The 19,302-nt window shown below is 72.7% G+C and carries 10 protein-coding genes and 2 riboswitches; of the genes, 1 reads left to right on the top strand and 9 read right to left on the bottom strand.

Annotated features, from left to right (window positions below; genetic code table 11):
• Nucleotides 1-9 precede the first annotated feature (9 nt).
• From ACFY9V_RS25625 to ACFY9V_RS25610, 4 genes are all read right to left on the bottom strand, one after another.
• Nucleotides 10-1,677 (bottom strand): ATP-binding cassette domain-containing protein, encoded by a 1,668-nt coding sequence (locus ACFY9V_RS25625; protein WP_391163078.1) that lies wholly within the window; start codon nt 1,675-1,677, stop codon nt 10-12.
• Nucleotides 1,674-2,888 carry a CbiQ family ECF transporter T component gene (locus ACFY9V_RS25620; RefSeq protein WP_391163264.1) on the bottom strand — a complete coding sequence of 405 codons (1,215 nt, stop codon included), beginning with the start codon at nt 2,886-2,888 and terminating at the stop codon, nt 1,674-1,676. The genes ACFY9V_RS25625 and ACFY9V_RS25620 overlap by 4 nt, the downstream gene beginning before the upstream one ends.
• Nucleotides 2,889-2,988: 100 nt before the next feature.
• Entirely contained in the window at nt 2,989-3,981 is a 993-nt protein-coding gene (locus ACFY9V_RS25615; RefSeq protein ID WP_391163076.1) for a hypothetical protein, read from the bottom strand.
• 26 nt (nt 3,982-4,007) lie between these two features.
• Entirely contained in the window at nt 4,008-7,697 is a 3,690-nt protein-coding gene (locus ACFY9V_RS25610; protein WP_391163075.1) for a prenyltransferase/squalene oxidase repeat-containing protein, read from the bottom strand.
• A 106-nt stretch (nt 7,698-7,803) separates the two neighbouring features.
• Nucleotides 7,804-7,937: riboswitch (cobalamin riboswitch) on the bottom strand.
• 50 nt (nt 7,938-7,987) lie between these two features.
• Nucleotides 7,988-8,134: riboswitch (cobalamin riboswitch) on the top strand.
• 109 nt (nt 8,135-8,243) lie between these two features.
• Here ACFY9V_RS25610 and ACFY9V_RS25605 point away from each other — a divergent pair.
• Nucleotides 8,244-9,680 (top strand): hypothetical protein, encoded by a 1,437-nt coding sequence (locus tag ACFY9V_RS25605; protein ID WP_391163073.1) that lies wholly within the window; start codon nt 8,244-8,246, stop codon nt 9,678-9,680.
• Here the strand turns inward: ACFY9V_RS25605 and ACFY9V_RS25600 are convergent.
• The 5 genes from ACFY9V_RS25600 to ACFY9V_RS25580 form a co-directional block, all read right to left on the bottom strand.
• Nucleotides 9,659-10,603: an ABC transporter substrate-binding protein gene (locus tag ACFY9V_RS25600; RefSeq protein ID WP_391163071.1), complete on the bottom strand. Its 945-nt coding sequence runs from the start codon at nt 10,601-10,603 to the stop codon at nt 9,659-9,661. The genes ACFY9V_RS25605 and ACFY9V_RS25600 overlap by 22 nt on opposite strands.
• Before the next feature lie 151 nt (nt 10,604-10,754).
• On the bottom strand, nt 10,755-14,315 hold the full coding sequence (locus tag ACFY9V_RS25595; RefSeq protein ID WP_391163070.1) for a family 78 glycoside hydrolase catalytic domain: 3,561 nt from the start codon (nt 14,313-14,315) through the stop codon (nt 10,755-10,757).
• A 394-nt stretch (nt 14,316-14,709) separates the two neighbouring features.
• Nucleotides 14,710-16,353: a TROVE domain-containing protein gene (locus tag ACFY9V_RS25590; protein ID WP_391163069.1), complete on the bottom strand. Its 1,644-nt coding sequence runs from the start codon at nt 16,351-16,353 to the stop codon at nt 14,710-14,712.
• Nucleotides 16,354-16,804: 451 nt separating this feature from the next.
• Nucleotides 16,805-17,704, bottom strand: coding sequence for an ABC transporter permease (locus ACFY9V_RS25585; protein WP_355341444.1), 900 nt, complete (start codon nt 17,702-17,704; stop codon nt 16,805-16,807).
• Nucleotides 17,701-18,693, bottom strand: coding sequence for an ATP-binding cassette domain-containing protein (locus ACFY9V_RS25580; protein ID WP_391045981.1), 993 nt, complete (start codon nt 18,691-18,693; stop codon nt 17,701-17,703). Before ACFY9V_RS25580 ends, ACFY9V_RS25585 begins: the two co-directional genes overlap by 4 nt.
• Between the last annotated feature and the right edge of the window lie 609 nt (nt 18,694-19,302).

The following is a 19,302-nucleotide window of genomic DNA, read 5'->3' as shown; positions in this document are numbered from 1 at the left end:
CCGTGGCCATCACTTCGCCTCGGCTTCCGCGAGCGCGTCCGCGACCTGACCGACCGTCAGGTAGGGCAGCGGGGCGAGGATCTTGGCGGCCTGCGGTGCGAAGGCCGGTGAGGCGACGATGACATCGGCGGTGGGGCCGTCGGCGACCGTCTCGCCCTCAGCCATGACGATCACGCGGTCGGCGCTCGCGGCGACGAACTCCACGTCGTGCGTGGAGATCACGACGCTGCGGCCCTCGGCGGCGAGCGCGTCCACGATCCGGATGAGGGCCTGCTTGGCCTGGTAGTCGAGGCCGCGGGTCGGCTCGTCCAGCAGGACGACGTCGGGGGCTGTGGTGAGCTGGATGGCCAGCACGAGCGAGAGCTTCTGGCCTTCCGACAGGTCGCGGGGGTGGGTGTCGTCGGGGATGCCGGGCGCGAGCCGGTCGAGGATCGCCCGCGCGGCGCTCGGGGCCGCCCCGGCCGACTCCCGGTCGGCCTGGGCCAGTTCGGCGCCGACCGTCTCCAGGTAGAGCAAATCGGTGGGGGTCTGCGGGACCAGGCCGACGCGGCGGCGCTCAGGTCCCGACGTCGTACGCCGTCCGCCGAACCGCCGCGCAGAGGCCCCCGGCTCGGGTGCGGCCGGGTCCGCGCCCTGAGCGAACCGTACGGTTCCGCCCTGTCGCGGCCCGGCGCCGTGGATCGCCCACAGCAGGGACGACTTGCCCGAGCCGTTGCGGCCCATCAGCGCGGTGACCTCACCGGCCCGCAGCTCCAGGTCCACCTCGCGGACCGCGACCACGTCTCCGTAGCGCACGACGATCCCGCTGGCGGTCAGCAGCGGTGTGCCCGTGCCGTGCGAGACGCGGACCGGCGGCACCGGGCGTCCGGCGAGCCGTTCGCGCAAGGGGACGGCGGCGCGGCGGGCGTCGCGCACGGACAGCGGCAGCGGTTCCCAGCGGGCCAGGCGGCCGAGGTCGACCACGGGGGGCGCGACCGAGGCGGTACGGAAGGCGACGGACGGCGGCGCGGAGGTGACGGTGCCGTCGCCGGTCAGGTGCAGGACGCGGTCGGCGTACTGCACGACGCGCTCCAGGCGGTGTTCCGCGAGCACGACGGTCACCCCGAGGTCGTGCACGAGCCGGGTCACGGCGGCGAGGACCTCCTCGGCGGCGGTCGGGTCGAGCGCGGAGGTGGGCTCGTCCAGCACCAGGACCTTGGGGTGGGCGGTGAGGACGGACCCGATGGCGACGCGCTGTTGCTGGCCGCCGGACAGCTCGCTCAGCGCGCGGTGCCGCAGGTCGGCCAGGCCCATCAGATCGAGGGTCTCCTCGACGCGCTTGCGCATGACGTCGGCGGGGACTGCCAACTGCTCCATGACATAGGCCAGTTCCTCCTCGACGGTGTCGGTGACGAATCCGGCGAGCGGGTCCTGGCCCACGACGCCCACCACGTCGGCGAGTTCACGCGGCGGGTACGACGCGGTGTCGCGGCCGTCGACGGTGACACGGCCCGCGAGTGTGCCGCCGGTGAAGTGCGGCACCAGGCCGTTGACCGTGCCGAGCAGCGTGGACTTGCCCGCGCCGGTCCTGCCGACGACCAGGCACAGTTCGCCTTCCTCCAAGGTCAGGTCCACGTCCCGCAGCACGGGCTGCTCGGAGCCCGCGTACACGACGCTGACCTGGTCGAATCGGATCACAGCAGGGCCTCGCTGGGCTTGTCGGCGGTTTCGGCGGTTTCGGCTGTGGTGGCGGTCGCGGCGGCTCCGCCGGGCGGCACGGCGGAGCGCCCGGCCGTGGCGTTTCTCGCGCTCTTCGCGCTCTTCGCTCTCTTCGCGGCGGACCCGCGCGGCGGGGGCGGCGCGGCGAAGGCGGCGGTGCCCGCGAGCAGGATCGCGGCGGCGGGCAGCCACGGCAGTGACGGCCAACGCAGCGGATACAGGCTGGGGTTGAGGTCGGCGGCGTTGTAGCCGACGGTCAGGAACAGCACGGTGGCGGTGGCGACGCCGCACATCGCGACCACCCACTCCGCGGACCGCCAGGGGTCGGGTCGGTAGCTGGTGCGCCGTATCCGCCGCCCGCCGAGCGCGAGTCCGGCGCAGCACAGCAGCGACCCGCCGAGCATGGCGGGCAGTCCGAGCGCGCGCGGTGTGGTGCCGTCCAGCAGGCCGTAGATGCCGGTGCACAGGCCGAGCATGCCGCCGAGCATCAGGACGGCGGTGGTACGGCGTGAGGCGCGGGTCGCGGTGCCGGCCCGGCCGTAGCCGCGCGAGTCCATGGCGGCGGCCAGGTGCAGGGAGCGTTCCAGCGCGTCCTCCAGTACGGGGATGAGGATGCCGCGCAGCGCCCGCAGCCCCTTGGCCCGGTCGGCCCGCAGCCGTCGGGCGCGCGCCACCCGCTGGACGCTTTCGACGAGTTGGGGGGCGACGCTCAGCGACACCGTGACGGCGACGCCGAGTTCGTACAGCGCGCCGGGCAGGACGCGCAGGGCCCGCTTGGGGTTGGCGAGGGTGTTCGCGGCGCCGATGCAGCACAGCAGGCAGGCCAGCCGCAGTCCGTCGGTCGCGGCGGACAGGGTGGCCTCGAGCGACACCGGGCCGCCGAGCTGAATTCCCGCGTACCAGTGGGGAGTCGGGATGTGCGGCAGCGAGAACATGATGTGGTCGGCGGGTGTGATGCCGCTGGCGAAGACGCAGCGGAAGACGACGCGGATCGCGACGACCGTCAGCGCGAGGTACAGGTAGTACTTGAAGCCCTTCGCCCAGGGGGCGTCGGTGCGGCGCTCGGTGACGACGTAGCCGAGGACGACCAGGACCAGGCCGAGCAGCAGCGGGTTGGTGGTGCGGCTGACCGCGGTGGCCAGGGCGATGCCCCAGATCCACCAGGCGACCGGGTGCAGGGTGCGCGGCAGCCGCCGCCCGGTGTGCGGGGAGGCGGCGGCGCGCGGCGGTACCGCGGCGGCGTGCGCGGGACCGCCGGTCGGGGACGGAGGCGGGGCGGTGGACAACGCGCTACTCCGCGTTCCGCCGCCGCCGGGTCCTGACGACGATGAATCCGGCGATCACGGCCACGACGGCCGCGGTCAGGGCGAAGGGCAGGACCGAGCCGGACGAATGGCTCGCGGCGGCGGTCGGCTCCGCGTCCTGCGTGCGGGGCTGCCCTGGCGACGGCGTTCCGCCCGTGGCCGTGCCCGTGCCCGGCGCGGTGCTCGCGGACGCGGTGCCGGTGGGGGTCGCGGTGGGCCGGGCCGAGGTGGTGGCCGGTGTCGTACGGGTCGCGGACGGCGTGGTGGCGGCCGGTCGTGAGGTCTTCCCGGGCACCGAGCCCGCGGTGGTGTGCGTACCGGCGGGCTTGGTCGGCCTGGGCGGGGCTGAAGTGGCGCCGCCGGACGTGGTGTTGTGCGCCCGGACGCTGTCGGGTGAGAACGTCGGACGGCCCTGCGTGCCCGCGACGTTGGTGGCGCCGAAGATCCACAGGTCCACACTGCCGGGCTTGGGGTGGTAGCTCATCGCGCCCAACTGGCTGTAGGACCAGGTGTTCTGCCCCGCGTCGGCGTGCCAGTACGACCAGTAGGCGGTCGCGGGAGGTGTCAGCACACAGGGGGCGTCCTTGGACGTCGGATACTGCTTGCCGCCCTGGTAACCGGCGTAGCCGATCCGGCAGATGAAGGCCGGGCCGTCGTGCTGGGTGCCGGTGGTGGCCCAGCCGCCCTGGTTCAGCAGGGTGTAGCCGGTGGTGGGCGTGGTGCCGCAGGAGCGCAGCAGCGGGCCGCCCCAGTGGCTGAAGTCCACCGCGAGCACGACGCCCTTGGTGGTCGTGCACGCGCTCATCGGCTGCGCGGTCGCCATCGCGGGCGCCGCGCCCACGGTGAGCCCGCCGCACACGGCGGCGAGCGTCAGCGCGAGCGCGGTGACCGTACGGGCGAGGACCGATCGTGCGCCGGGCCGCCGTGGGTGGCCGGACGCGCCTGCGACAGGCGCCGCCCGCCGGGCCGTTGACCGCATGCCATGGGCCGGCCGAATGCCGTGGATCACTGGTGCCTCCCGCCCTGTTGTGCGGTGCGCCGCCGCCGTACGGTCAGCGCGCTGCCGAGGGCCAGCAGCAGCGCGGCGAGACCGGCCGCCGCGAGCACGCCGGTGCCGGTGGCGGCCAGCGAGCCGCCGCTGCCGCCGGAGTCCGTGCCGCCCGCGGAGCCGGACGAGCCGCCGGAGCCGGAAGAGCCGGACGATCCGCCGGTGGAGCCGCCGCCCGAGGGCGCGATGGGCGCGAGCGCGTGGGTGAGCGTGGTCAGCGGGGTGCCCGCGAGTGCCGGGACGGCCTGGGTGCTGGACCGTAGGTCGGAGTCGCCCGCCGCGGCGGTGATCCGGAAGCCGCCGTCCTTGTTCTGGGTGGTGCGCAGGAACTTCTGCCCGTCGCGGGCCTGTTGGGGCCGGATCTTGTCGGTGGCGAGCAGCGCCTGGACGGCGAGCGCGGTGGAGTTGCTGCTGACGCCCGCCGCGCCCTGGTAACCGCCGCTGGACTGCTGGGCCTTGACGAGATACGTACGCGCCTTGGTGACCGCGTCCGCGTGTCCCGGCACCAGGACGAGCGCCTGGAGCGCGTAGCCGGTGGTGTCCACGTCGGAGGCGCAGTCGGCGCCCGGCGCGTCCAGCGTGGAGGAGAAACCGCCGTCCGCGCACTGGAGTTGGAGCAGCCGGTTCACGGCGGCGGCGGGCGGGGTCTGGCCCGCGCGGGCCAGGGCGAGGACGCCGAGGGACTGGGAGACCGTCGAGTACGCCTGGTCGAAGTCGCCGGGGGCGGTGCAGGAACCGTCCTCGGCGGCGGCCGTGCAGACGTGGCCGCTGAGCGTGCCGATCAGGTCGAAGCCGCCGAAGTGCCGCGGGTCCTGGCCCATGACCTGGGCGAGCACCGCGAGTTTGGCGGTGGCGCCGCTGTACGGGCCGGGGTAGGCGGAGGTGCCCGCCGGGTCGGCGTAGTCCGCGACGTGTCCCGCGAGGTAGCCGGTGACCTTGGTCAGCGTCGGGTCCTGGCCGCCGGTGGAGGCGAGCGCGAGGGCGAGGTCGGCGGTCAGACCGTAGTCGGGGCCGTAGGTGCTGGCCAGGTGGTCGCTGCCGTCGAGCTGCTTGACCAGGTACGCGGCCCCTTCGGCCGCCGCCTTCTGGTCCGCGAGGTCGCGCAGCAGGGTGCCGAAGGACGTGCCGACCGCGCCGCCGACGGCCTGCGTGGAGGCGCGTACGTCGGACTGCTTCTGGTCGGTGTCGGAGGCGACCCGGAAGCCGCCGTCCGCGTTCTGCTGCGCGGCCAGGAACGCGCGCGCCTTGGCGATCTGCGCGCGGTACCCCGTGCCGCCCAGGGTGAGGCCCTGGACGGCGAGGGCGGCGGAGTTGACGGAGTCACCGGCCGCGCCCCGGAAGCCGCCGTCGCCGAGCTGCTTGCTCGCGATCCAGGCCGCGCCCTTGGCGACCGCCTTGGCCGCGGCGTCGCCGGGCACCAGGTCGAGGGCCATGATCGCCATCGCCGTGCTGTCCACGTCCTGGTCGCCGGCGGCCGGGATCAGGCTCGGCCAGGCGCCGCTGGAGTCCTGGAGGCTCTCCAGGTACGCGACCGGCCCGGCCGCCTTGGCGGTGTCACCCGCGCGCAGTTGGGCGATGACGCCGAGGGACTGGGAGAACACCGAGGTGGCGTAGGCGTAGTTGTTCCTGGCGGCGCAGCCGCCCGAGGTGTCGGCCGCGGCGCAGACGGTGGCGTCGAGCGCGGCGATCAGGTCGTGGCCGCCGAAGGCGCGCGGGTCGTTGCCGGTGACCTCGGCCGCGACGGCCTCCTTGGCGAGCGAGCCGCCCTGCGCGTAGGAGGTACCGATCAGCGTCCAGTCGTCGATGCCGCGGCCGGAGCCGTCCTTGCCGTGCTGGAGGAAGTCGGTGATCCCTGCGAGGGTGTCGTCGGCGCCGCCGGTCGCGGCCAGCGCGAGCACGCCGTCGACGGTCAGGCCGAAGTCGGCGAAGCCGGTGTTCTGGCCCGCGCCGGACTCGTAGTAGTGGCCGTCCACGAGATTGCCGCGGTTGATGAGGTACGCGACGCCCTTGGCCAGGTCGGGGGTTGCCGCGGCCGGGGTGGTCGGTCCGGTCGTGGGCGGGGTGGTCGGCGCGGTCGTGGGCGGGGTCGTCGGCGCGGTGGTGGGGGGCGTCGTCGGCGGGCTCGTCGGGGTGTCGCCGTAGGTGAGGCTGCCGAGGTCGCTGGAGGTCACGGCGAGGACGGCGGCGGTCGAGGCGTACAGGTCCGGGTCGGTGCCGCCGGAGCCGTCGGAGGCGAAACCGCCGCCGTCGGTCTGCCGGGCGGCGAGCCAGGAGCGGGCGGCGGCGGCGCGGTCGGTCTGCGCCAGTACGGTCAGCGCCTGGGCCGCGGAGGAGGTCGTACCGGTGTCGCCGGAGGACGCCCCCTCGTACGCGAGGTAACCGCCGTCGGCGGACTGCGTCTTGGTGAGGTACGCCCGCGCCTTGTCCAGCACGTCGCCGGTACCGGGCAGGTGCTTGAGGGCGACGACGGCGTCGGCGGTCGAACCGGGATCGGACGTGCAGCGCTCGCCGGGCGAGAGCATCGAGCCGGAGAATCCGCCGTCGGCGCACTGCATCCCGGTGAGCCGGTCGACGGCGGGCCGCGGCACGGTGGCGCCGCCGCGGGCCAGCGCGAGCAGGGCGCGGGCCTGGGTGCCGGGCGAGAAAGCGCCGTGGAAGTCACCGGCCGCGGTGCAGTTGCCGAGGCTTCCGGCCGCCGCGCAGACGTTGTCCGTCAGGTCCTTGAGCAGGTCGTGGCCGCCGAAGGAGGTGGGGTCACCGCCCAGGATCTCGGTGAGCAGCGCCAGGTTGGCCGCCGCGGCCGGGCTCGGCACGGTGACCGTGGAGTCCGGGAGCAGGTAGTCGTCGGCGTGCGCCGTCAGAAAGGCGTCGATCGCGCGGATCGTGGCGTCGGGGCCGCCGGCCGCCGCGAGTGCGATGGCGGTGTTCGCGGTGGCGCCGAAGTCGGTGCCCCAGCCGTCGAAGACGTGGTCGCCGTCGGTGAGTTGCCTCGTCAGCCAGGTGGCCGCGGCCGCCGTGTCGGCCTGTCCGCCGGGACCGGTCGGGGGCGTGGTCGGCGGGGTGGTCGGCGGCGTGGTGGTGTCGTGGGCGCGGACGGAGTCCGGTGTGAACGAGGGACCGCCGGTGCTGCCGCCGATGTCGGTGGGGCCGAACACCCACGCCTCGACCTCGCCGTCCTGCGGGTGGTCGCCGAGCGCGCCGAGCGGGCTGTACGTCCAGGTGTCCTGTCCCGCGGGCGCGATCCAGAACGACCAGTACGCGTTCGCGGGCGGGGTCAGGACGCACGCCTCGTCGGCGGTCGTCGGGTACTGCGTGCCGCTGTCGAAGCCGTCGTTGCCGATCCGGCAGATGAAGCCGGGGCCGTCGTGCACGGTGCCGGTGGTGGTGAATCCGGCGTTGTGCAGCAGATTCATGCCCGTGGTGGGGTGCGCGTCGCAGCCGCGCAGCACCGGGCCGTTCCAGTGCCCGTAGTCCACCGCGACGATCGCCCCCGAGGTGGGTGTGCAGTCGCCGATCGGGTCCGCGCCCGCCGGGGTCGCCACCGAGACCAGTCCGGCCGTGAGGCTGCCGAAGGTCAGCGCCGCCGCGGTGAGCAGGACGACGATGCGCGGCCGTCTGTGACGGCGGCGCGGGACAAGACGAAGCACGGGTGGCCCCCCGGGTCGGCCGACGGGGAGGGCGGGCCGCGGAGGCGAGGCGGCCTGGCGGTTGACGCGGCCGTCCTGTCGTCCGTGCCGTAGTCCTCGACGGCGATCGTGACTTGCTGCTCAGCGCAGGTGATCCGGCTCGCCCGCCTCTCGGAGGGCCTACGGTTGCGGGTCAGCGCCGGACTTGGACCGGCTTCCCCTGGCTGCTGAATCGGAAATACGTTTCATAGCACCACGTCGGCGTGTGCCCCGTCAACGTGGCGGGCAGTTGCCTTCACCACTCCCCCGCGACCCTTACGTCACGCGCGTGCTGCGCTAGCCTCGGCTGGTCGCCGACTGGGGGAATCCGGTGAGAGTCCGGAGCTGACGCGCAACGGTAGGGGCCGCCTTTCGCGGTGGTCCGAGCCCGATCACCCGCTCGGAGACGCAGCACGTGCGGAAGCCTGACCACGCGTTCGGGCGGCGACCGCCTCGGCGCGGGCCGGTCGTGAGGACAGCCGTGTGCCGGGGCGCGAGGCGCCCCCTTCCAAGGAGAGTCCTCCACCCATGACCGTTCCTGTGACCGTGCCCTCCCGCACCGCCCGGCGCCGGGCACTCGCCGTCGCCGTACCGCTGGCGGCCGGAGCCCTGCTGTTCTCCGCGACCGCGCCCGCGCGGGCGACCTCGACCCCGGCGCAGATCGCCACGTCCAAGGCGAACGGCGTCGCCTATCTGAAGTCGCTTCAGGCCGCCGACGGCTCGTACGCGGGCGGCGGTCTGTCCAACGAGTGGGCGTTCAGCGCCTTCGCCGCCGCGGGCACCGCGGCGGCCGACGTCTCTCCCGGCGGCGACACCACGAAGAACGCCAGGACCGTCTACCGGAATCTGCTGGCCACCGCCGCGTGGCCGTCCGCGTCGCCGGTGGTGACGGACTACGAGCGCGGCGCGCTCAACGCGTACGCGGCGGGCATCGATCCGGCCCGCGTCGGCACCGGCCGCAATCTGATCGCGGACATCGCCTCGTACTGGCAGCCCGCCTCGCCCGGCTACTTCGGGCCGCCCGCCAACTTCAACGGCACCGTCTTCGGGCTGCTGGCGCTGGCCGGGGCGAAGACGCAATCGGGCGGGCAGCGCGTGCCGCAGGCCCTGCTCGACGCGTCGGTGGCGGTCGTGCGCGCCAACGAGCACACCGACGGCGGCTGGAACTTCTCGAAGGCAGCGGGCGATCCGACACAGCTCGGCGCCGCGAGCGACATCGACATGACCGGCGCGACCCTGGCGTCGCTGTGCTCGGCCGGGGTGCCCAACACCGACACGGCCGTCGTCGCGGGCAAGAACTTCCTCAAGGGCAAACTCGTCAACGCCACCGGCGCCTTCACCTCGATGTTCGGCGCGAACACCGACTCCAACGGCTGGGCCGTCTCCGGCCTGAACGCCTGCGGATTCAACGCGCAGGGCACGGACTTCACCACCGCGGCGCGCAAGACGCCGGTCGACTTCCTGCTCGCCCAGCAGTTCAGTCCGGGCGGCGGCTTCCGCTACCTGCCCACCGACACGAGCCCGTCGGCGTACGCCTCGATCGACGCGGTCCGCGCGGTCGCGGGCGGCGGCTTCACCGCCACTCCCCCGGCCCCGGTCACTCCCGGCGCGCCCACCTGGGCCGCCACCACCGACTTCACCAGCGGCTCCACCAGCAAGCTCGCGCTCGTCGTGGACAACGGCGGCGGTTCGCTGAAGGTGTGCTCGGTGCCGGTCGCGGCGACCGGTACGTCCACGACGCTCGGTACGGTCCTGGACGCGGCGGCGTCGTCCGCGACGCCCGGCGGCTGCGTCACCGCCGTCACGCCCGCCACCGGCACGGGCACGGTCACGGCGCTCAACGGCACCGTCAACTCCGGTACGGCGACGTGGAAGTCGAGCCTGGACGGCTCGGCGCCGATCGCCGCCTCGCGCGGCACGACCGTCCACCTCGGTGACACGGTCTACCTGCGGTACGGGAGCTGACCGGCTCCCGCCAGCGGGCGCGCTTCCGCGGCGGTGACCGGTTCCGCCGGTTCGACGCCGTGGAGCGCGTGGGCCAGGACTTCGGCGCCGCGCACGACGCGGGGTCCCGGCCGGTTGAAGTAGGCGGGTCCGTCCAGGACCCACACGCGCCCGTCGCGCACGGCGGGCAGGTCGGCCCATGAGGGGTGGCCGGTCAGCAGGCCGGCCTCCTTCAGGGTGCGCTCGGGCGGGAAGCCGCACGGCAGCAGCACGACCGCTTCCGGCGCGGCTTCCCGCAGCGCGGTCCACTCCATGGGCGCGGTGTGCTCGCCCGGTCGCGCGAGCAGGGGTTCGCCGCCCGCGCAGCGGATCTGTTCCGGGACCCAGTGCCCCGCGGGCCACAGCGGGTCCAGCCATTCGATGGCGGCCACCCGCGGCCGGGGGCGGCCCGCCACCCGCTCCCGTACCGCCGCCAGCCGCTCCTCCAGCTCCGCCGTCCTGCGGGCCGCGGCCTCGGGAACGCCCAGCACGTCACCGACCTGGCGCACGCAGGCGAGTACGTCGGGCAGGGTCTTCGGCTCCAGGCTGATCACGCGCGGTCCTTCGCCGTCCAGCACGCGTACGGAGTCGGTGACCGCGCCGTAGGAGACGGCGCAGACCTGGCAGAGGTCCTGTGTGAGGACCACGTCGGGCGCCAACTCGGCGAGCAGCGCGGCGTCCAGGGTGTAGAGGGACGAGCCCCGGTGCGCGGCGCCGCCGACGGCCCGCGAGATCTCCCGGCTGCTGAGCGCGTCCGGGTCGAATTCCGCGCCGGTCACCACCGGTACGTCGGCGACCACCTCCGGCGGCCAGTCGCACTCATGGGTACGGCCCACGAGGGCGTCGCCGAGGCCGAGTTCGACGACGATGTCGGTCGCGGCGGGGAGCAGGGAGACGATGCGCATACGGGGAACGGTAGCCGGGGGGCGGGCGGGGGCTCGCGCGGCCGAGGGGAAGCGGAGGACAGGGACAAGGCCGGGTGCCACGGGTTGATCGTGGCACCCGGCCTTGGTTCAGGGGGATTCAGCGGGGTTCAGGGTCTGCGGCGAGAGGCGTTCAGCCCCGGGGTCCGTGCCCGGCGGAGCCCACGGTCAGCGGTCCGATCGCCAGGCTCGGCCGCCCGCTGGTGCCGTGCACCGCGCCTGCCGGGACCCGGACCGTCACCTCGCCGTTGCCGCGCGGGGTGACGGTGAACGTCCAGGTCGTGCCCGCCGCGCCGACGCCGTTGGCGGTGAGGCCGGTGACGGTGCCGTTGGACACCCGCAGGTCGGCGGCGGTCAGGCCGGTGACCTGCTGGTCGAGGGTGAGCGTCACCGGGATGGGCTTCCCGCGTGTCGCGCTCACCGCCGTGGTGGCCAGCGAGCCGGTGGGCGTGTCGCCGACCCGGTACGCGCCGCCGCACACGCCCGTCAGCAGCGGGTCAGCGGTCACGGCCCGGCTGCCCGAGGTGCTGAGCACATGGCAGCCGACGCTGACGCGCACCGCGAGCCCGCCGTCGTCCTGCCGGGTCGCGGTCCGCGCACGGCCGTCCACGTACACCGTCGTACCCCGGTATCCGTCGGTGACCGGCACGCTCACCGTGGCGACGGAGTTGCCCGGCACCGACACGCCGAGGTCGGTACGGTCGCCGACGCGGTGGAAGGACGCGCCGACCGTGCCCTTGACGGTCGGTGTCGTCACCGAGCCGTACGTCTGGTCGCCCGGCTGCGGACGCACGGTGAAGGTGTCGTAGCCCGGCGTGGACGGCGCGATGCCGTACATGTCGCGCGGGATGACGTACGAGGGGGCGGTGGCCCACGGGTGCGACCACGTCATGTTGCTCTTCTCGGCCGGGTCCCACGCCTCGCCGGTGGCGCCCGCGCCCAGGTCGATCATGTGCAGCCAACTGTTGGTGCCGTGCGAGGTGAGCAGGTCGAGCGCTTCCTGCGCGTGGCCCGCGTTGTACAGCCCCTGGAGCAGGAAGCCCGAGCAGTAGACGCTGCACGCCATGCCGCGCGAGGTGAGGTACGACGCGACCGCGTCGTACTGCTTCCGGCTCACGGGGACGCCGAAGGCGGCGGGGAACGCGGTCGCCTGGACCGCGAAGTGCCCGGTCGGCTTCATGTCGGCGCTGAGCCCGTCGTCGTACGCGCCCTTGCCCGCGTTGTAGAACGCCGAGTTGAGGGTGGTGCGCAGCCGGTCGGCGATCACGGTGAAGTTCGCCGCGTCGGCGCTCTTGCCGAGGGAGGCGGCCAGGACCGCCATCTGCGAGAAGTTGCTGTACGACAGGGCGCCCAGGATGGTGTTCTTCGCGGCGAAGACATAGCCGTCACGGCTGCCCTCCGGCCAGTCCACGATGGCGTCCGACTGGTCGATGGTGCCGAGCGCCGCGTTGTAGTCCTTGCTGAGCAGCTTGGGCACGAGCGCGTCGTACATCCGCTTGACCTGGTCGGTGGAGCCGGTCTGCCGCCAGTTGTCGTAGACGGACGTGATCACGTAGAGCGGCCATTCCTGCGGCCAGGTGCGGTGGTTGGCGAAGTAGTCCATCGAGTAGACGCCGAGTGTCGGGTCGTCGCTGAGGTAGAGGCTCGCCAACTGGTGGATGTAGTTGTCGGATTCGTAGGGTCCGCGCTCGCGGGTCCAGGAGTCGACGTAGAAGTTCTGGTTGGTGGTCTCCACGGTGTTCTTGGCGAGCTGCCAGACCGAGACGAGGTCGGGGTCGGACGAGGTGAGCTGGGCGCCGCTCTCGTCGAACGGGTAGACCATGGCGAGGGCCTGGAGATTGTCGGCCGTGACGGGGACGGGCGAGTTGAGGACGTCGAGGTAGCGGAAGACGCGCATGCCCCAGGTGTCGACGCTCTGGGTGCCGCCGCGCAGGGTGACGACGTCCTGGTACTCGTTGCCCGCGCGCAGCTTGTAGCGCACGGTCGTCGGGTCGGACAGTTCCTCGCCGTAGCGGAGGGTGACCTTGCGTCCCGCCGTGCCGGGCAGGGTGAGGTGGACGCCGCCCTGCCAGGTCTGGCCGAAGTCGACGAGGTAGTTCCCGCTGCCCTTGTCGGTGATCTTCACGGGCCGCCTGAGCTGTTCCCGGACCTTGCCGAACGGGGTCGGCCGCAGGTCGGCGAACGCGGTCTTCGCGGTGGCGGCGGGCCACGCGGAGTCGTCGTACCCGAAGCGGCCGAAGCCGTCCGGGTAGCGGCTCATCGTGATGTCCTCCTGCGGCATGTTCCAGTAACTGGTCCCGGTGGACTTCGCGGACGGCCAGATGTCCGCCCCTGACATGCTCCTCCAGCCGGGTCCTGTGCCGACCGTGCTCGTGCTGCCGTCGGTGTAGCGGATCACCAAATACGCCTGGAAACGCTGGTCCTTGGTGGTGTACGCGACCGCCGACAGCGCGTGCTCGCCGCCGGACCGCAGCGCGGCCGTCACGTCGAAGCCGTCGTAGCGGGTCTCCTTGTCCAGCGCCTCGGTGGGGCCGAGACCCACGAACCGGCCGTCGAGATACAGCTTGTAGACGTACTGCTTGGCCGCGTCGAAGGAGGAGCCGGTCGCGAAGACGGTGGCCCAGGCGACCTGCTTGGTCCGCTTCCCGCTCTTGTCGAGCGTGAAGTCGTGGCGCAGCAGCGCCCAGTCGTTGGTGGCGTGGGAGCTGAGGCAGTCCGTGCTGGTGCCCACGGCGAGCGCGCCGTTCTGCACGGTGCCGCACGGGAAGGGCGCGCCGGTCGCGCCGAAGTCGTTGGCGTAGAGGGTCTTTCCGCTGTCGGCCGCCGCCAGGCTGGTGACGGTGACGTCGTCCGCGGTGCCCGTCTCGGTGCCGCCGGTACGGAATCCGATGCCGCCCTCGGCGAAGGCGGTGTCGGTCCTGGTGTCGACCACCTTGCCGTCGAGGAAGGTGGTGAGCGTCGAGCCGACCGCCTCGATGCGGACGTCGTGCGTGGTGCCGACGGCGAGCGTGGTGTTCAGCGGTACGGGCGTGCCCGCGCGGAAGGTGCCGTTGGTCTCGACGTGCGGGACAAGGGTATTGGGGTTGCTGGTGTCCGACGCCCTGAACTGCCACATGTAGCCGTTGCGGACGTCGGGCGAGCGGAACCTCACCCCGAGCGCGACCTTGGTCACGGTCAGCTTCACGTCGAGGCGGTAGTCGGTCCAGGTGTCGACGGCGGGCGGCGCGGACCAGATCGGCGCGCTCGTGCCCCAGGTGGCGCCGGGTCCGGTGCCGAAGGTCGCGGGGGCCGACCACGCGGTGGCCCTGGCGCGCTCGTCCCAGACCCGCACCGACCAGGAGTAGCGCTCGGCGGCGCGCAGGGCGGCGCCGCCGTACGGGATCGCGGTCGCGGCGGCCGAGGCGACCTTCGCGCTGTCCCACACGACCCGGCCGCGGCCCGACTCGCCCTCGGTGACGCGGAGTTCGTAGCCGGTCTGGCGGCCGACCCCGGACTGCCAGCCGAAGCCGACGGTACCGGCGGGATCGACGTCCACGGGAGCGGACAGCGATCCGACCGTCAGGTGGGAGGGCGCGCCGCTGTTTCCCACGCCTGCCCGCTGCCCCGGGCCCGGCGCGCCCGGCGGCGCGGCGCTCGCGGGCCCGGCCAGCGGCTGGACCAGGACCAGGGCCGCGAGGGCCGAGGCCGTGGCCAAGAGGGACACCAGTCTTCGACGCATCGTCACAGTCCGTCCACGGAAGGGGATTGAATCGTTTCATTTCATCTGCTAGTGACGTTACGGACGCGTGAACGGGTGTGTCAAGACTCCTGACGCCGGGGGCCGGTGGGCGTATACGCCGGTCAAGGAGGCGGGGCACCGCGTGCTCGCGGGCGGGAGCTCGGGGTGCGGGGAATCGATTCAGTGGGGGTCGAATGGCCGTCGACGCCGAGGGGAGGGCCGCCCGGCGGCCTTCTTCGGCTCGGGTGGCCGTCGAAACCGCCGGGCGGGCCCGCCTTTGGCGCGCCTTCGGCTGTGTTCGTTCACGATCGAGTCGGTGCGCTGCCGGGCTCGGGCTTCGCCCGCTCGGTCGGGGTGCGGTGGGGCGGGGTCAGCGCTCCCAGGGCCAGGACGCGGAGCGGCCGGACTCCAGGAGGGGGATCATGCCGAAGGCGTGGTCGGTGAGGCCGCCGAAGGTGTGGCGGTTGCCGGTGCCCGAGGGCAAGGCGCCCGCCTTGTAGCCGGCCATGTTCCACATGTAGACCGGCACGTTCTTCGGGACGAGGGCGTCGATCTCCGTTTCGCGCATGCCGCCGTGGCCACTGGCGTTGGACGGGAACCAGCCGGGCCTGGTCTGCTCGTCGGTGACCACGACGATCCGGTCGTGGCCGCGGAAGTGGGCCTTGACCGCCGACGGGATGTCGGTGCCGTCGATCCGGCCGAACTTCTCGATCAGGCGCAGGACACTGCCGCCCTTCGGCACGGCGACCGGCCTGCTGCGCATGCCGAACTCGACCAGGGTCGGGTCGGCGGCGCGTACCGCCAGTGCGGCGCCGAAGACCGCGGCCTGCTCGGCCAGGGTGATGTCCGAGCTGTTCGGCGTGGAGAAGCCGAAGCCGGGGAACATCGACGGCGAGCGGTCGACCAGGATCAGCGTGCGGCCGGGCAGCGCGGGCACGTTGGCGAGCGAGAGGTTCAGCGCCTTGTCCAGCGCGTGGCCCCAGCGCAGCGATTCGACGTGCTTGTGGGCCGCCCAGAACCGGAACGGGAGCATGCGCGAGCGCGCCACCCGCTCCGGGTCGCAGATCGTGGCCGCGACCTGCGCCGCGGCCTCGTCGGACACCCCGGCGCGGTCGAAATTCCGCAGGTTGCGGACCAGCGCGAAGACACCCATCGACGGGATGACGGTCTCCCACGCGGCCTTGTCCATCGGGCCCTGGAGCCAGCCCGCCAGCGCTTCCCACGTCATGCCCGCTGCGGCGATACGGCTGCTGCCGTCGGTGCCGTCGGTCCGGTCACCGCCACCGCTCCCGAGGAGGCCGCGGCGGTTCCCGACCGGCACGGCCATCAGCTCGGCCCGGCCGCGGACAATCCGCAGCGCGGCCGGGATGTCGTCGCCGCGGCCGTGTCGCCGGTCGATGGCGTGCTTGAACAGGTCGCCCTGCCAGGGCTTGTCGGCGGCAGGCGAGGGGTGGACGAGTTCGAGGACGTCACCGAAGCGGTAGCCCTTGGACTCAGTGTCGTACTTCAGCAACGACCGCTCGCTGTACAGGCGTTGTACGGCGTCGGCGACACCGCGCTTGACGGGCTTGGGAAGCCGGCGGCCGAACGTCGAGGTCCAGTAGGCGAGGAACTCGCCGGGCTCGTCGGGCCGTTGGAGCACCGAGTCGACGACCTGCCGGGAGTAGCCGGGCGCGTCGTTGCGCAGCCGCTCGGCGGTGAACTCCGCGGCGCCGACCAGCGCCGCCGTGCGCATGTTGCCGTCGCCGCGCAGCCAGGCCAGGAGCGCGGCCGTCCACCGCGGGTCCTCGATCGCCAGTCGGCGGACCAGCCGCTGGTATCGGTCGTCGCGGTCGCCGCCCTTCTCGTAGAAGGTGTCGGTGCCCACGACGTTGGATATCGCGAGCAGGAAGAGCTCGGACCGCGGGTCGCGCAGGTGGCCGGAGCCGCCCTCCGCCGTCACGGTCCGCGCGCCGGACGTGGTCACGGGCGACGTGACCCGCGGCTTGACGCCGCGCTGATTGAAACGAGACATGGAAGAGTCCCCCCGCGTCGGAGGGGAAGCCCAGCGGGGCGGTGTCCGAGATCAGGGGTCGACGACGGGAACAATGCGCTCTGGGCCGCTGAGCTACGGGGTTTCACGCCCGGTGGGATTCGAACCCACGTCTCACCATGAACAGTGGAAGTACCCGTTGTCCGCGCACCGGACACCGCCGATGCTGCGCCCCCCGAGATCAGGACGGCCGCGGTTCTGCGGGGTTCGAACCCCGCCCACCGAAGTGGTTCTACCACAAAGAAGTAACCGTGACCTGCGCACCGGGAGGTGCTGTTGTCGATCGTCAGCATAGCCACGTGCCCCGAACGTGCCGACTGATTTACCGGCCGCGCGGGCCGCACCGGCCGCGGCTCGCGGGTCCGTAAACCCGTCCGCCCGTGGGCCCGTAAACCCGTCCACCAGTAGGTCCGTAAACCCGTCCGTCCGTGGGTCAGGACAGCACGCGGTGCCGGAAGTTGCGCAGGCCCAGGGTGAGGAAGACGGCGCAGGCGGCGATCAGGACCGGGTAGACGGCGAAGAGCGACATGTGGGTGGACTCGGTGAAGGCGGCGCGCATGCCCTCGGTGATGTAGATGAGCGGGTTGACCAGGACCAGGATCTGGAGCCAGTGGAAGCCGCCGAGGTGGACGAGGGAGAGCTTCGTCCACTGGTAGTAGGTGCCGCCGAGGAAGACCAGGGGCAGGACGACGAAGCCGAACATGACGCCGATGTTCTGCGGCTGGAAGGTGGTGCCGAGCATCAGGCCGAGCGAGGTCATGGCGACGCAGGCGAGCGGGATCAGGGTGACCACGATCCACCAGTGGACGGTGAGATGGGCGTGGACGCCGGGCGCGTGGACGACCGCGGCGATCGGGAAGACGATGACCGCCGAGATCAGGGCCTGGACGGCGCCGGACAGCACGCGGGCGACGGCGACCAGCCAGATCGGGCAGGGCGCCTGCACCCGGTCCTCGATCTCGCGGGTGTAGCCGAACTCCTGTGACATCTGGATCGCGACGGACTGGATGCCCTGGAACATGATGCTGATGGCGACGACACCGGGCACGAGGACGGTGGCGAAGTCCGACTCGCCCGTCGAGCCCCCGGCGCCGCCGATGCCCTGCCCGATGGTGGGGAAGACGTAGAGGAAGACGAAGACCAGCAGGAACGGCTGGACGAGTGTCCGGGCGACGAACTGCCCGAAGCTCTTCCACAGCACCCGCAGGTCCCGCCGGACGAGCGCGCCGAGGGCGGTACGGCTGGCGGCGGCCACGGAACGGCTCGGCCGTACGGTGACCGGGCGGTGCGTCGGGGACAGCGGCTGCGAGGGTCCGGCCGGTGGTGCGGTCATTCCCTCAGCTCCTTGCCGGTGAGGCTGATGAACACGGTCTCCAGGGAGCTGCGCACGATCGAGAGGTCGACCAGTTCGAAGCCGCCCCGCTCGGTGCTGGCGACCACGCGCGGCAGCAGGCGCTCGTCGCCCTGGACCTGGAGTTCGACGCCGCCGTCGACCAGCCGGGTGCGGACGGCGCCCTCGATGTCCCGGGTGAGGCGGGCGGCGAGGGCTTCGTGGTCGCCACTGGCCAGCACGGTGACGATGGTGTCGGCGCCGACTCCCTGCTTGAGGGCTTCCGGTGTGTCGAGGGCGAGGATCTTCCCGTGGTCGATGATCGCCACCCGGTCGCAGAGCTGGTCGGCCTCTTCCATGTTGTGCGTGGTGAGCACGATGGTCTGGCCGTCGGCGATGAGCCCGGCCAGGATCTCCCACAGCGCGAGCCTGCTCTGCGGATCGAGACCGGCCGTCGGTTCGTCCAGGAAGAGGACGGCCGGGCGGTGCATGATCGCGCGCGCCACCAGCAGCCGCTGCGCCATGCCGCCCGACAGGTTGCCCACAGGAGAGGCGGCCCAGCGCGACAGACTGAAGCGTTCCAACGACTCGTCGGCCAGTTCGCGCGACCGTCCGGCGGAGATCCCGAACAGCAGCCCGTGGTAGTAGAGGTTCTCCCACACCGTCAGCGAGCGGTCCAGGGTGTTCTGCTGCGTCACGACCGCGATGACCTGCTTGGCCAGCGCGGGCTGCGCGACGACGTCGATGTCCCCGACGTACGCTTTCCCGCCGGTGGGGACCACGCGCGTGGCGAGCATGCCGATGGTGGTGGTCTTCCCCGCGCCGTTGGGTCCGAGGAGTCCGAAGAACTCCCCGGCGTAGACCTCGAGGTCGAGGCCGTCGACCGCCATGACGGGCGCTTTGGGATACCGCTTGGTGAGCCCGACCGTACGGATCACCGGGGGCCGTCCGCCGCCGGGGCCCGTCCGCTCCACCGCCGCCTCGACCGCCATGTCCCACCTCCCGGCTCCGCTCGACCCGCATGCCCGTCCGCCGTCCGGCCCGCGCCCGTCGGCTGCCCGATCCGTGCGCCCGCCGCTCTCGTCATCGAAACACGCCCCCGTCCGCGCGGCCCGCGACAACGGTCCGACCGGGGGACGTCGGCCGACGCGGGCGGGGGCGTTTATGATGATCGCGAAAAGCGGACCGCCCGCCTCCCGGCGGGGTCCCCGACCGCCGTCGCGGGGGCTGTGAGCGGCCCGAGGAGCGGGGCCGGGGAACAGGACCGGCGCATATGCCCAATGGCCGCGGATTCCCGAAGTGGCAGTACACGGTTGCGAAGAGCCAGTAAAGGACCCATTCGGGAAACTCGTACAGGATTCAAGGGAATGACGGCGTGAATTCATTCATTCTCACACCATCCGGGTGTTCTGAACATTGATCCGGAGGCGGCCAATAGGGTCTCCGGCGGGTCCGGCCGAGGGCCGCGGGCCGGGCGGGCAGGGGGGACAGCGCATGACCGATACCCCACGGGCGGACATACCGGATTCGCAGCCGGAACGTCGCCGTATGTGACGGGGAAAGACGGACAGGACGCTACTTACGCGGAGTGTCGCGACACA

This window comes from Streptomyces sp. NPDC008317, assembly GCF_042955955.1.
Lineage (GTDB): Bacteria > Actinomycetota > Actinomycetes > Streptomycetales > Streptomycetaceae > Actinacidiphila.
This window is presented reverse-complemented; position numbering and strand designations above follow the sequence as displayed.